General features: G+C 49.3%; 13 protein-coding genes. 11 read left to right on the forward strand and 2 right to left on the reverse strand.

The features are described 5' to 3' along the window. Positions 1-131 precede the first annotated feature (131 nt). From BR02_RS0113505 to BR02_RS0113530, 6 genes are all read left to right on the forward strand, one after another. On the forward strand, positions 132-1,250 hold the full coding sequence (locus BR02_RS0113505; RefSeq protein WP_031517948.1) for an oxidoreductase: 1,119 nt from the start codon (positions 132-134) through the stop codon (positions 1,248-1,250). A gap of 13 nt (positions 1,251-1,263) precedes the next feature. Continuing rightward, positions 1,264-2,328 (forward strand): two-component system sensor histidine kinase NtrB, encoded by a 1,065-nt coding sequence (locus tag BR02_RS0113510; RefSeq protein WP_051688335.1) that lies wholly within the window; start codon positions 1,264-1,266, stop codon positions 2,326-2,328. Between the two features lie 130 nt (positions 2,329-2,458). Beyond that, positions 2,459-2,638: a hypothetical protein gene (locus BR02_RS0113515; protein WP_031517952.1), complete on the forward strand. Its 180-nt coding sequence runs from the start codon at positions 2,459-2,461 to the stop codon at positions 2,636-2,638. 14 nt (positions 2,639-2,652) lie between these two features. Continuing rightward, the gene (locus BR02_RS0113520) at positions 2,653-3,876 is read left to right on the forward strand and encodes a molybdopterin molybdotransferase MoeA (protein WP_031517954.1); all 1,224 of its coding nucleotides are present in this window, start codon (positions 2,653-2,655) and stop codon (positions 3,874-3,876) included. Between the two features lie 53 nt (positions 3,877-3,929). Beyond that, positions 3,930-5,867: a molybdopterin biosynthesis protein gene (locus BR02_RS0113525; protein ID WP_031517956.1), complete on the forward strand. Its 1,938-nt coding sequence runs from the start codon at positions 3,930-3,932 to the stop codon at positions 5,865-5,867. Beyond that, positions 5,860-6,210, forward strand: a complete 351-nt coding sequence (locus BR02_RS0113530) for a winged helix-turn-helix domain-containing protein (RefSeq protein WP_031517957.1) — start codon at positions 5,860-5,862, stop codon at positions 6,208-6,210. Before BR02_RS0113525 ends, BR02_RS0113530 begins: the two co-directional genes overlap by 8 nt. Here BR02_RS0113530 and fdhD read toward each other — a convergent pair. Then, positions 6,203-6,988, reverse strand: coding sequence for a formate dehydrogenase accessory sulfurtransferase FdhD (gene fdhD, locus BR02_RS0113535; RefSeq protein WP_031517958.1), 786 nt, complete (start codon positions 6,986-6,988; stop codon positions 6,203-6,205). The genes BR02_RS0113530 and fdhD overlap by 8 nt on opposite strands. An 88-nt stretch (positions 6,989-7,076) precedes the next feature. Here fdhD and mog point away from each other — a divergent pair, with 88 nt between their 5' ends. From mog to groL, 3 genes are all read left to right on the forward strand, one after another. Further along, a complete protein-coding gene (gene mog / locus BR02_RS0113540; RefSeq protein ID WP_031517960.1) occupies positions 7,077-7,568 on the forward strand; it encodes a molybdopterin adenylyltransferase in 492 nt (163 codons plus the stop codon). A gap of 289 nt (positions 7,569-7,857) precedes the next feature. Further along, on the forward strand, positions 7,858-8,145 hold the full coding sequence (gene groES / locus BR02_RS0113545; RefSeq protein WP_031517967.1) for a co-chaperone GroES: 288 nt from the start codon (positions 7,858-7,860) through the stop codon (positions 8,143-8,145). Between the two features lie 36 nt (positions 8,146-8,181). Further along, positions 8,182-9,810, forward strand: a complete 1,629-nt coding sequence (gene groL / locus BR02_RS0113550) for a chaperonin GroEL (protein ID WP_031517969.1) — start codon at positions 8,182-8,184, stop codon at positions 9,808-9,810. A 53-nt stretch (positions 9,811-9,863) separates the two neighbouring features. Here the strand turns inward: groL and cysK are convergent, their stop codons facing one another. Continuing rightward, complete coding sequence (gene cysK, locus BR02_RS0113555; RefSeq protein ID WP_031517970.1) at positions 9,864-10,802, reverse strand: cysteine synthase A; 939 nt, start codon at positions 10,800-10,802, stop codon at positions 9,864-9,866. Between the two features lie 114 nt (positions 10,803-10,916). Here cysK and BR02_RS0113560 point away from each other — a divergent pair, with 114 nt between their 5' ends. Both BR02_RS0113560 and BR02_RS0113565 read left to right on the forward strand, forming a co-directional pair. After that, positions 10,917-11,837 (forward strand): DMT family transporter, encoded by a 921-nt coding sequence (locus tag BR02_RS0113560; protein ID WP_031517972.1) that lies wholly within the window; start codon positions 10,917-10,919, stop codon positions 11,835-11,837. A 2-nt stretch (positions 11,838-11,839) separates the two neighbouring features. Then, positions 11,840-12,340: a methylated-DNA--[protein]-cysteine S-methyltransferase gene (locus tag BR02_RS0113565; RefSeq protein WP_031517974.1), complete on the forward strand. Its 501-nt coding sequence runs from the start codon at positions 11,840-11,842 to the stop codon at positions 12,338-12,340. Positions 12,341-12,354 lie beyond the last annotated feature (14 nt).

Genomic DNA, 12,354 nt, shown 5'->3' on the forward strand with positions numbered 1-12,354 from the left:
TTGCTTGTGACTGCCGGGCCTAAAATACTATTTTCCTGTGACCATGGATAAATTTACTCATTACAAGCAGGAACTTTATGAATATTGAATAAATACTAACCTAAGGAAATTATAGAAGGTGGGGGGCTTCTATGAGTAGTGTCATTAGAGAAAAAATGTCCATTGGACCGCTTCATTTAAAAAACCGGATAACCATGGCACCTATGTTTACGGCTTACGGCAATGATGACGGGACGGTAAGTGAAGCGCTGCTGGAGCATTACCGTGAGATGGGTAAGAGTGGGGCCGCCATGGTTGTGGTGGAAAATGCAATTGTGGACGGGGAGCGTTCTTGGTTTGGGCGCTTGCTGCGCATTGATAGGGATGACTACATAGAAGGGTTGGCAAAGCTTGCCCGCAGCATAAAAGAAGGCGGTGCCCATGCCGTTATTCAAATTAATCATGGGGGGCGCTATGCCGCAATAGCCAATCCCCTGGCCCCATCTCCCATTGCTGCCTTTGACGGTCCAATTCCTGAGGAGTTGACTGTGGCCCAGATCGAAGAAATAATAGACAAGTATGTTGCAGCGGCCTTAAGGGCGAAAAGGGCGGGTTTTGATGCCGTAGAGGTGCACGGGGCCACCGGTTATTTGCCGGTGCAGTTTTTATCACCCAGAACAAATAAACGCACCGATATGTACGGCGGAAGTTTAGAAAACAGGATGCGCTTTGGCTTGCAATTGGTTAAGGCAATAATGGATGCCCTTGGTGCTGATTACCCGGTGGGATACCGCTTTATGGCCGATGAATGGTTGCCGGACGGTTTGCAACCGGCGGAAAGTAAAATATATGCCAAAGAGCTGGATAAACTGGGCATAGCTTATTTATCAGTGACCGCAGGGGTTTATGAGTCCATGTTTTTGGAAGATAAGCTGGCACTGGCTGCCCAGGAAAATTATATGGCCGATTTGGCGGGGGCAATAAAGGCTGAGGTCACCGCACCTGTTATAGCGGCCGGCCGTATTGCAAGTGCAGCCGCCGCAGAAAGGGTTATATCATCGGGCCAGGCCGACCTGGTGGGTTTGGCGAGAATTCTGATGGCTGATCCCCAATGGCCCCACAGGGCCCTTGCCGGCTTGGACGGTGAGATAAATAAGTGCAAAAATTGTGGCACCTGCATCGGGCTGATAATGAAACAAAGACCAATTATTTGTGCCGCCTGGGATCATGAACGCAAGCAAAAATATACTGATTTATTAAAAAATAAGTAAGGGAATATGGTGTATGGTATTAAGAAAAAATAACGAACAACTTTATTTGGCCTTATTGAAAGGGATAAATACCGGATTAATTGTAATTGATGCCCAGGGGCATATCGTTCTGGTAAACCGCTACTGCGAAGAAATGCTGGGCATAAGTTTTTCAGATGTTGCCGGCATGCACTATGCGGAGGCCTTGAAACATATACCGCCCGAAGAACGCTATACCCTCTTAACCCTGGAAACCGGTATAGAGTATAAAGACGTGGGCTATGAAGAAAAGCGCTTAAATAGAAGGCATATCATCACAGATACCCTCTTGCTCAGGGATAATGATAATAGGATAGTTGGGGCGGCGGGGATTTTTAAAGACGTAACCATGGTTAAAGAGCTGGAAACTAAGGTGCAGCAAATGAAACACCTATCAATGATGGGTGAAATGGCCGCCGGTATGGCCCACGAAATTCGCAATCCCTTAGCCTCCATCAAAGGTTTTATGCAATTGCTGGAGGAAAAGGGGTATTACTCAATACCGGAGGAAAGTGGGACAGACTATTTATCAATTATAAACAAAGAGATTGACAGGTTAAACCAATTGGTGGACCGCTTTCTACTGCTGTCAAAGTCATGTTTTGCTAAAAGAAGGCTGGACCTAAACCAGGTCATTAAGGACGTTATCCTTTTGGTTAGCAAACAAACAAAGGATGCAGGAATAAAGTTGACGGTAGAACTGTGCGAAAGGGCTGTGGTTTTAGGCGACGAGCAATCTCTAAAACAGGTGTTTTTAAATATGATTAATAATTCAATTGATGCCCTGGCCGGTGGAGGAGAGATAAGGATAAGCAGTGAAATATTAGACCATCAATATCTTCTTGTTACATTGGCAGATAATGGCATGGGGGTTAAACCGGAATTAATAGATGAACTGTTTAAGCCTTTCTATACCACTAAAAGTAATGGCACCGGTTTAGGCTTACTGATTTCTAAAAAAATTATAACCAACCATAGGGGAGAAATTAAGGTGGTAAGTGAGTATGGCAAAGGTATAAAATTTATTATTAAACTGCCGCGCTATGAGCAGAGCTCTTAAAAGGGCTTTGCTTTTTTTCCGTTATGTATTTTTAAGCATAACTTTGGTTAAGCGGGCAGGATATTTGTTATTAGGTATGAAATAATAAGTAATGGCTGATTTTTCCGTATCTTTTAGGAGGCTGATAATCATGAAAGAAGTACCGGAAAGTGTATTGGAGGCTGTGCGCAAAGCAGCACAGGAAAACCGTTTGTCATGTACCATGGCCCGCAAGTTAGCCAAGGAGTTAAAGGTGCCGCCCCAGACGGTGGGCCAGGCTGCCGATCAGTTAAAGATAAAAATAAAGGCCTGTGAACTGGGCTGCTTTTAACCGGAGGGGACAGAATGGAGCTTTTTAATGTACTGACTGTGGAGCAAGCCAAGGCTGTTATTTCTGAAAATTATAAAAAAATGCAATTGGAAAGGGTATCTCTGACAGACAGCTTAGGAAGGGTGCTGGCTGCCGATGTCCTAGCCAGGGAGGATGTGCCTGGCTTTGACCGTTCCACCATGGACGGATATGCAGTGAAGGCCAAGGACACCTTTGGGGCGTCGGAAAGCCTGCCTGCCTATTTAGATATTGGCGGCCAGGTGTTGATGGGAAAGGAGCCAAGGGGTGAATTAAAAATCGGTCAAGCCTGGGCCATTCCCACCGGGGGTATGCTGCCCCCCGGCGCCGATGCGGTGGTGATGGTGGAGTATACAGAAGAGTTAGATGAACAAACCATTGGAGTAACCCGACCGGTGGCCCCCGGGGAAAATGTGGTGCGTCGAGGGGAAGACGTGCAGTCCGGCTCAGTGGTATTTAAAGCCGGGCATCGTATCCGTCCCCAGGACTTAGGGCTGCTTTCGGCGGTGGGTGTCACCGATGTGGCTGTGTTGCCCACCGTTAAAGTAGGTATAGTTTCCACCGGAGATGAAGTGGTTGCACCGGAAAAGCTGCCTCAACCCGGCCAAGTGCGGGATATAAATTCCTACGCCCTCTATGGGCAAGTAAAACAGGGCGGGGGCAGTGCTAAACTGTACGGGCTTGTGAAAGATGATTTTGACAGCCTAAAAGAAACACTGACCGCCGCCATGGCAGAAAATGATATTGTTTTAGTATCCGGCGGCAGCTCGGTGGGTACCAGGGATGTCACTGCCAAGGTAATAGATACCCTGGGCAAGCCCGGAGTATTATTTCACGGCATCAACATAAAACCGGGCAAACCCACCATCGGAGCGGTGGTGGGGGGGAAAATACTCTTTGGCCTGCCGGGACATCCGGTGTCAGCAATGGTGGTATACAACCTGCTGGTTGACCCCCTGGTACGGTGGGGAAGCTATCAAAATGCCGGGAAAGAATTGTTCATAAGGGCCAAGTTGAACCGCAACATGCGCTCGGCGGCAGGGCGGGAAGACTTTTTGCGGGTGCGGCTGTACTTCGACCAAGGGGAGTTAATGGCCGAACCTGTTTTGGGTAAATCAGGACTGATATCAACAATGGTGAAGGCAGACGGACTTGCGCGGGTGCCCGAAGGCAAAGAGGGCGTAGAGGCCGGTGAGTACCTGGAGGTAAAGCTGTTTTAAGGTGTTCAAAAAGAAGTTTTTTTGAGCATTTATTATTAGAGGAGAGTGGAAAAATGAAACGGGATGTTTATTTAGACGATAAACCCTGGGAGCAGGCCCTGGAAGAATATCTACAATATTTAGACGAACTTGGGGCGCTGGAGCCGGGGCCTGCAGAAATAATAAAGGCAGAGGATGCCTTAGGCCGGGTTACCGCAGAACCGGTGTATGCCCGTTCTTCTTCGCCCCACTACCACGCTTCGGCCATGGATGGGGTAGCAGTGCGCTCCCTGGATACCTTTGGGGCGTCAGAGACCACACCTAAGCAGCTTAAAATGGGGGAACAGGCTGTGATGGTGGATACCGGAGACCCGGTGCCGCCGGAATATGATGCGGTGGTGATGATTGAAGACGTACACTTTGTCAGTGAAGAATTAATTGAGATAACGGCAGCGGTGGCACCCTGGCAGCATGTGCGCGTAATCGGTGAAGATGTGGTGGCCACCGAGATGATATTGCCGGGCAACCACATCATTCGTCCCATGGATATTGGGGGTATTTTAGCCGGAGGGATAACGGAAATTAAGGTACATCCCCGGCCCAAGGTGGCTATTTTACCCACCGGCACCGAGTTGGTGCAGCCGGGCAGCCAATTAAAGGTTGGCGACATCATCGAATACAACACACGGGTGCTTGGTTCGTACATAAGGGAATGGGGCGGCCAACCCATCCGTGGGGAAATAACCGCAGATGATTATGAAAAGCTAAAGGACCGCATCTTAAAGGCTGTGGAAGAGTCAGATATGGTGATGGTTAACGCCGGTTCCTCTGCCGGCCGTGAAGATTATACGGTGGATTTGGTGCGGGAGTTGGGCCGGGTGCTTACCCACGGAGTTGCCACCAAGCCTGCCAAGCCGGTGATACTTGGGGAAATAAAAGGCAAACCGGTGGTGGGTGTGCCGGGCTATCCGGTTTCGGCTGTACTGGCCTGCGAGTTGTTTGTAAAACCTTTAGTGTGCAAAAAACTGGGTGTTGCCCCCTACAGGCGGCCGGAAATTCCGGCCACAGTATCCCGTAAAGTTGTCACTCCCCTGGGTGTAGAGGAGTTTATTCGGGTTAAACTGGGCCGGGTAGGGGAAAAGACCATAGCCACCCCCATATCCCGGGGTGCAGGAATGATCATGTCCATGGTGCGGGCCGACGGTATACTGCGGGTGCCCCGCAACACCGAAGGCTACCAGGCCGGTGAAAGGGTACCCATAGAACTGCTGCGTTCACTGGATGAAATCACCGAGACCACAGTGGTTATCGGCAGCCATGACATCGCCCTGGATGTGCTTGCCAACTACCTGAAAAAATTGTATCCCCAGGCCTCCCTGTCTTCAGCCCATGTGGGCAGCCTGGGCGGACTTACCGCCTTAAAGCGCAAAGAGGCCCACTGTGCCGGAACCCACCTGCTGGATGAAGAAACCGGGGATTACAACGTTTCCTATATTAAGCGTTTGCTGCCTGACAGAAAAATGGTCCTGGTCAACCTGGTTTACCGGGAGCAGGGTTTAATAGTGGCCAAGGGCAATCCCAAAAATATTACCGGCCTGGCCGACCTGGTTAACCCGGGCCTTAGTTTTGTTAACCGCCAGCGGGGTGCTGGCACCCGCATACTGCTGGACTTTAAACTAAAGGAACTGGGCATTAGTCCGGAACAAGTTCACGGTTATCAGCACGAAGAATACACCCATATGGCAGTGGCCGCAGCGGTGGCCAGCGGTTCTGCAGATGCAGGGTTAGGAATTAAAGCTGCTGCCAAGGCCTTGGGCCTTGATTTTATCGGAGTGATAGAAGAAAGATATGACCTCTGCATTCCGGAAGAATACTGGGACACACCGATAATTCAGCGCCTGTTAAAAGTAATGGAACTGCCGGAGTTTCAACAGGAAGTATATAAACTGGGGGGTTATGACCTGCGGGACTGCGGTAAGGTTATGTGGCGGCAGAGTGACAGTGATGTATAGTCCCGACAGATTTAAACCCGGTTATAAGGTGTGGTTGGAATGGGATGGCACGGTATTTGGTGACGGCTTGTTTAAGCTCTTAAAACTAATACATGAAATGGGCTCCATATCCGCAGCTGCCCGGGAAATGAATATGTCCTACCGGGCAGCCTGGGGTAGAATAAAAACCGCCCAAAAACGCTGGCAAATAGAACTGGTGGTTACCCAGGTGGGCGGTGAACAGGGAGGCGGTGCAACCCTGACCCCCCCCGCCCTAGAGTTAATTAAGCGCTACAGCAGCTTTCGTCAACAGGTGGACGGTGTCATTGAGGAATTGTTTAAGGAAAGTTTTGCCCTTAAATAACCACCCGCCAGGGGTTAGCGTATATGTTCAAGCGCTTGCCCCGGGCGAAACCGACCACCGTGAGGCCCAGTTCCACTGCCATTTCCACCGCCAGGGCGGTGGGGGCCGACCGGGATACTAAAATGGGCAGGCCCATCTTGGCAACCTTAATCAATATTTCGGAAGAAATGCGCCCGCTAAAAACCATGATTTTGTCATCAAAGGGAATATTATTTAAAAAGCAGTGCCCAAATATTTTATCCACTGCATTGTGTCTTCCGATATCTTCAAAGAAAACCACCACTTGGTCAGCGGTACACAGAGCCGCGTTGTGTACGCCGCCGGTTTCTTTAAATAAAGTGGATTGTTCTTCCAAATCGGTGCTCAACTGCCATATGTGCCGGGGGGTGACAAAGGTGGTGCTGTCCACCACAGACATGGACTTGGCGTCGTTTACAAAGTAAAAGGATGACCGCCCGCGCCCGCAGCAAGAGGTTATATAGCGCTTTAAAAACCGCTTTTCCGCTTGCCCGGCATTGGCGCTGACATGGATGATACCTTCTTCTTCATCAACGGAGATGTCATGCAGGTCGGACGGCTGCTGTAAAATGCCCTCGGAGCAAAGAAAACCCACTGCCAATTCTTTCAGGTACTGGGGTGAGCAGACCAAGGTAACAAATTCATCACCGTTTAAAAAAAGTGTCACCGGTATTTCGGTAACCACCTTGTCCTCTTCTTGGCTAATTGCGCTATCAACAACTTTGGTTATTGGTAAGGAAACAAAGTTTTCTTTTTTCATCACTACCTCCAGGGGAAAGTTTTTTAACATTTTTTACTTTTTCTATTCTAACCTGTTGGGGAAAAAAAGTACATAGGCGGTGATTACTGTGATAAAAGTGGGGGTAATAACCCTGAGCGATAAAGGTTCCCGGGGGGAACGGGAAGACAAAAGCGGCCAAGTAATTAAAGAAATGATGGCCCAAATCGGTGGTGAGCTGGCATATTATCGGGTAATAGCCGATGACCTGGAATTAATTAAGGAACAATTGCTGTACTGCTGCGATGATTTAAAGCTTAACCTGGTGCTTACCACCGGAGGCACAGGATTTAGCCCCCGGGATAACACACCGGATGCCACCCTGGCGGTAATAGATAAAGAAGCCCCGGGCATTGCCGAAGCCATGCGGCTTGAATCGCTGCGCATTACTCCCAAGGCCATGCTCAGCCGGGCGGTGGCCGGCATTAGAAAGAGCACCTTAATCATTAACCTGCCGGGAAGTCCCAAGGGCGTAAGGGAATGTTTAGCGGTGGTGCTGCCGGCCCTGCCCCACGGATTGGAAATACTGTCCGGAGCCGGCGGGGAATGTGGTCAGGATTAAAAATATACATGGAAATTTTTTTAAGTTGTGTATAAAGCATGATGCTAAAGGCAACAATATAAATAGAAAATATTAGAAAGCAAGTAATATTTATATAAAATGAGAAACTAAAAGTTTTTTACCCCTAATTAACCATTTTGAAAAATTATGATATTTTTCTTCCCTCAGGGGTATTTGCTTTTGGATTTTTCGTTTTATATTATATTACTTGGATGTTAGCACTCATCTAGCGTGAGTGCTAACAGTAAAAATTTAAGAAAATATTTCTCAATATCAAGGAGGGGTATTTGTGGCAATCAAACCACTAGGTGACAGGGTAGTTGTAAAGGCACTGCCCAGCGAAGAAGTGACTAAGAGCGGTATTGTATTACCTGACACTGCAAAGGAAAAGCCTCAGCAGGCAGAAGTTATTGCAGTAGGCCCCGGCCGGGTGCTGGAAAACGGCCAGCGTCAGCCCATGGATGTTAAGGCAGGCGACAAGGTGCTGTATTCCAAGTATGCCGGCAATGAAGTAAAAGTTGACGGTGAAGAATATCTTATTCTGCGCGAAATGGATATCTTAGCAGTAATTGAATAACTACACTGAACCTAGGACAAGAAGGAGGTCATTATTTTGGCAGGTAAAGAAATTATCTTTAGCGAAAATGCTCGCAAGGCCCTTGAAAAAGGCGTTAATGCCTTAGCTGAAGCTGTAAAAGTAACCCTCGGCCCCAAAGGCCGCAACGTTGTATTGGAAAAAAAGTTCGGTTCTCCCCTAATTACCAATGACGGTGTAACCATTGCCAGAGAAGTGGAGTTAGCAGACCACTTTGAAAATATGGGTGCTCAACTTGTAAAGGAAGTTGCCACCAAGACCAACGATGTTGCCGGTGACGGCACCACCACAGCCACCTTGCTGGCCCAGGCACTGGTGCGTGAAGGCTTGAAAAACGTAGCTGCCGGTGCAAACCCAATGATTCTCAAGCGCGGTATTGAGCGTGCTGTTGAAAAGGCAGTTGAAGAAATTAAGAATCAATCCAAACACATTGAAAGCAAAGAAGCCATTGCTCAGGTGGCCAGCATTTCTGCCAACGACAGTAAAATTGGTGAACTGATTGCCGACGCCATGGAAAAGGTGGGCAAGGACGGAGTTATCACCGTTGAAGAATCCCAGAGCATGGGCACATCCCTGGAAGTTGTTGAAGGTATGAACTTTGACCGCGGTTACATTTCTCCGTACATGATTACCGACACCGACAAAATGGAAGCTACCTTGAGCGACCCATACATACTGATCACCGATAAGAAGATCAGTGCCGTGGCTGACGTATTGCCTGTACTGGAGAAAGTTGTGCAAACCGGCAAGCCCTTAATGATTATCTGTGAAGACCTGGAAGGTGAAGCCCTGGCAACTTTAGTGCTCAACAAACTCCGCGGTACCTTCACCTGTGTAGCCGTTAAAGCTCCCGGATTCGGTGATCGCCGTAAGGCCATGTTGGAGGACCTTGCTATCCTCACCGGCGGTACAGTAATCACTGAAGAAGTGGGCTTAAAGCTTGAAAATGCAACCTTAGATTTGATGGGAACTGCTCGCCAGGTTCGCGTGAAGAAAGAAGAAACCATTATTGTAGGTGGCCAGGGCGAAGCGGACAAAATCACTGCCCGTGTTGCTCAAATTAAGAGACAAATTGAAGACTCCACCTCCGAGTTTGATAAAGAAAAACTGCAAGAACGTCTGGCTAAACTGGCCGGCGGTGTAGCGGTAATTTCTGTGGGTGCAGCCACTGAAACAGAAATGAAAGAAAAGAAACTGCGCATTGAAGACGCACTGAACGCTACCCGTGCTGCAGTTGAAGAAGGTATTGTATCCGGCGGCGGTACCTGCTATGTGGATATTATTCCTGCCCTGGAAGGCTTAACCGCTGACGAAAGCGATGAAAAGACAGGTATCGATATTGTTAAACGCTCACTGGAAGAACCGCTGCGTCAAATTGCTAACAACGCCGGTGTAGAAGGCTCTGTGGTGGTTGAGAAAGTTCGCCACAAGGAGCAGGGTGTTGGTTACGATGCTCTCCGTGATAAGTTTACCAATATGATTGATGCAGGTATTGTAGACCCGGCAAAAGTAACCCGTTCTGCTTTACAGAATGCTGCCAGCATTGCTGCAATGATTCTGACCACAGAAACGCTGGTGGCCGACCTTCCCGAAGATCCAAAGAGCGACCCCATGGGCGGCATGGGCGGCGGAATGCCCATGATGTAAGTAAAAAATCCTTGCGCTTTAGGCGCAAGGATTTTTTTGTTCATAGGGTATGATTAAACTTTGGGCCCCGGGGTTTGGAATAATTCGGTGGATAAGTATCTCTCGCCGGTGTCCGGCAGCAGTACCACCACCATTTTGCCCTTATTTTCCGGCAGCTTGGCTATCTGGCCGGCGGCATAGGCTGCGGCCCCTGAGGATATGCCCACTAACAATCCCTCATCCTTAGCCAGGCTGCGGGCGGTTTCCATGGCCTGCCGGTCGGTTACCCGTATCACCTTATCCAGCAGCTCCACCTGCAGCACCTCGGGCACAAAGCCGGCACCTATGCCCTGTATTTTGTGCGGCCCGGCGCTGCCGCCGGAAATAACCGGAGATGAAGCCGGTTCAACGGCAACTGTTTGCAGGTCGGGTTTTCTTTCTTTCAGTGCTCTGGCCACACCGGTAATGGTGCCGCCGGTGCCCACCCCGGCCACGAAAATATCCACCTTACCTTCGGTATCCTCCCATATTTCCTGGGCAGTTGTTTCTGAGTGCACCCTGGGATTTGCCATGTTTTCAAACTGCTGGGGGATAAAGGAACTGCTGTATTCTTGTGCCAGCCTCTTTGCCTCTTCCACTGCCCCGGCCATGCCCTTGGTACCCGGTGTAAGCACTATTTCAGCCCCATAGGCCCTTAGTAAGCTGCGCCGCTCTGCACTCATTGTTTCGGGCATGGTAAGTATCAAGCGATAACCTTTAATGGCGCAGGCCAGGGCCAGACCAATGCCGGTATTTCCGCTGGTGGGTTCGATAATGACGGTATCACTGTTTAATAAGCCCTTTTTTTCAGCCTCGTCAATCATTGCTATACCAATGCGATCCTTTACACTGCCGCCGGGATTAAAAAACTCCACCTTGGCAATCACCTGGGCACCACCGGCAGCCGACAACTTATTTAACCGTACCAGGGGTGTTTTACCGATTAACTCCAAAAGGCTGTTTTTAATATTCATGGTAACCACCTCAATTTTAATTATTAGGGCCGAATCGGTTGCCCATCCTCTTATTTTAACCTACAATAGAATAATATTAACAAAAAAGAGACAACGCAGGTGAAGAAAAAATAAATGACTAATTCGACCAAACCAATTATTAATCCCTACCTGGCGGTGCTGCTGGGTGTGCTGGCGGCCTCCTTTTCAGCAATCTTTACTAAGCTGGCTGACGCCCCGGCATTAATTATCGCTTTTTACCGCTTGGCTTTCACCGTGCTGCTGCTGGCACCGCTGGCCTTTGCCACCGGGCGTCAAGAGCTTAAACATATCAGTGGCCGGGATCTGCTGCTGGCTGTACTTTCCGGTGTTTTGCTGGCCATGCACTTTGCCACCTGGGTAACATCATTGAACTACACCACGGTGGCCAGTTCAACTGTATTGGTAACCATGCAGCCGCTGTTCGTAATAGCCGGGGGCTACTTCTTGTACAAGGAGAAAATTAGCCGCAAGGGCCTGGCCGGAGCCGGCTTAGCCTTGACGGGCAGTATTATTATAGGCATTAATGACTTTCAAGTGGGCGGTCAGGCCCTGCTGGGAGACCTGCTGGCCTTTGCCGGGGCAATCTTTGTTGCCGGTTATGTACTGATTGGAAGAAGCCTGCGCTTTAGGCTGTCCTTATTTACCTATGTCACCCTGGTTTACAGTGCATCGGCTGTGACCTTAATGCTGTGCAGTTTAGTTATGGAGCTGCCCTTTTATCCCTACGACGGGGCCACCTGGATGTGGTTTTTAATGTTGGCCGTCATACCCACCATTTTTGGTCATACGGTATTTAACTGGGCCTTGCGCTATGTTAAGGCCGCGGTGGTATCGGTGAGCATACTGGGAGAACCGGTGGGGGCCACCATATTGGCCTACTTTATATTTGGGGAAGTTCCAACCATGCTACAGCTGCTTGGGGGGGCAGTGATTATAACGGGCTTATATATTTTTATCACCTCAACGGTGGAAAAACCCAAAGCCACAGGCAGCAAGGAAAGGGTGGTGAGCTAAAGATGAAATCTTATATCCTGGCAATAAGTGAAGGCTGGATAGGGGTGGCCTGGTCCGACAAAGGGCTGTGGGCCCTCACCTTACCCTATAAAGAGCCCCATGGGGCAGAACAAAGATTGCTGCAGCTAACCCCCAATGCCAATATCACTGAAAACTATGCCGGCCACCCTGACACCGTGAGCTTAACCCGCCAACTGGAAGGGTATTTCAATAAAGAAAGTGCTTCCTTTAACTTTCAGGTGGACTTAAGTTGGTGTACAGACTTTCAGCGGCGGGTATTAACAACTGTAGCCGGCATTCCATACGGAGAAACCCGCAGCTACAGCCAGGTGGCTGAAATGATTGGCCGGCCCAAGGCCGCCAGGGCGGTAGGAAATGCCCTCAGTTCCAATCGGGCCCTCTTGGTAATACCTTGCCACCGGGTCATCCGTGCCGACGGCAGCCCCGGGGGATTTGGCAGCCTGCCCCGGTGGAAAGAGAAACTTTTAGACCTTGAGAAATAATGTAAGTAGGTGGA

This window comes from Desulfofalx alkaliphila DSM 12257 (genome assembly GCF_000711975.1).
GTDB lineage: Bacteria > Bacillota > Desulfotomaculia > Desulfotomaculales > Desulfohalotomaculaceae > Desulfofalx > Desulfofalx alkaliphila.

What these genes read in the sequence shown, in the direction of transcription:
- BR02_RS0113560 (WP_031517972.1), top strand. Translation starts at nt 10,917, where the DNA reads ATGACTAATTCGACCAAACCAATTATTAATCCCTACCTGGCGGTGCTG.
- BR02_RS0113525 (WP_031517956.1), top strand. Translation starts at nt 3,930, where the DNA reads ATGAAACGGGATGTTTATTTAGACGATAAACCCTGGGAGCAGGCCCTG.
- BR02_RS0113565 (WP_031517974.1), top strand. Translation starts at nt 11,840, where the DNA reads ATGAAATCTTATATCCTGGCAATAAGTGAAGGCTGGATAGGGGTGGCC.
- fdhD (WP_031517958.1), bottom strand. Translation starts at nt 6,988, where the DNA reads ATGAAAAAAGAAAACTTTGTTTCCTTACCAATAACCAAAGTTGTTGAT.
- BR02_RS0113520 (WP_031517954.1), top strand. Translation starts at nt 2,653, where the DNA reads ATGGAGCTTTTTAATGTACTGACTGTGGAGCAAGCCAAGGCTGTTATT.
- BR02_RS0113530 (WP_031517957.1), top strand. Translation starts at nt 5,860, where the DNA reads ATGTATAGTCCCGACAGATTTAAACCCGGTTATAAGGTGTGGTTGGAA.
- cysK (WP_031517970.1), bottom strand. Translation starts at nt 10,802, where the DNA reads ATGAATATTAAAAACAGCCTTTTGGAGTTAATCGGTAAAACACCCCTG.
- BR02_RS0113505 (WP_031517948.1), top strand. Translation starts at nt 132, where the DNA reads ATGAGTAGTGTCATTAGAGAAAAAATGTCCATTGGACCGCTTCATTTA.
- BR02_RS0113510 (WP_051688335.1), top strand. Translation starts at nt 1,264, where the DNA reads ATGGTATTAAGAAAAAATAACGAACAACTTTATTTGGCCTTATTGAAA.
- BR02_RS0113515 (WP_031517952.1), top strand. Translation starts at nt 2,459, where the DNA reads ATGAAAGAAGTACCGGAAAGTGTATTGGAGGCTGTGCGCAAAGCAGCA.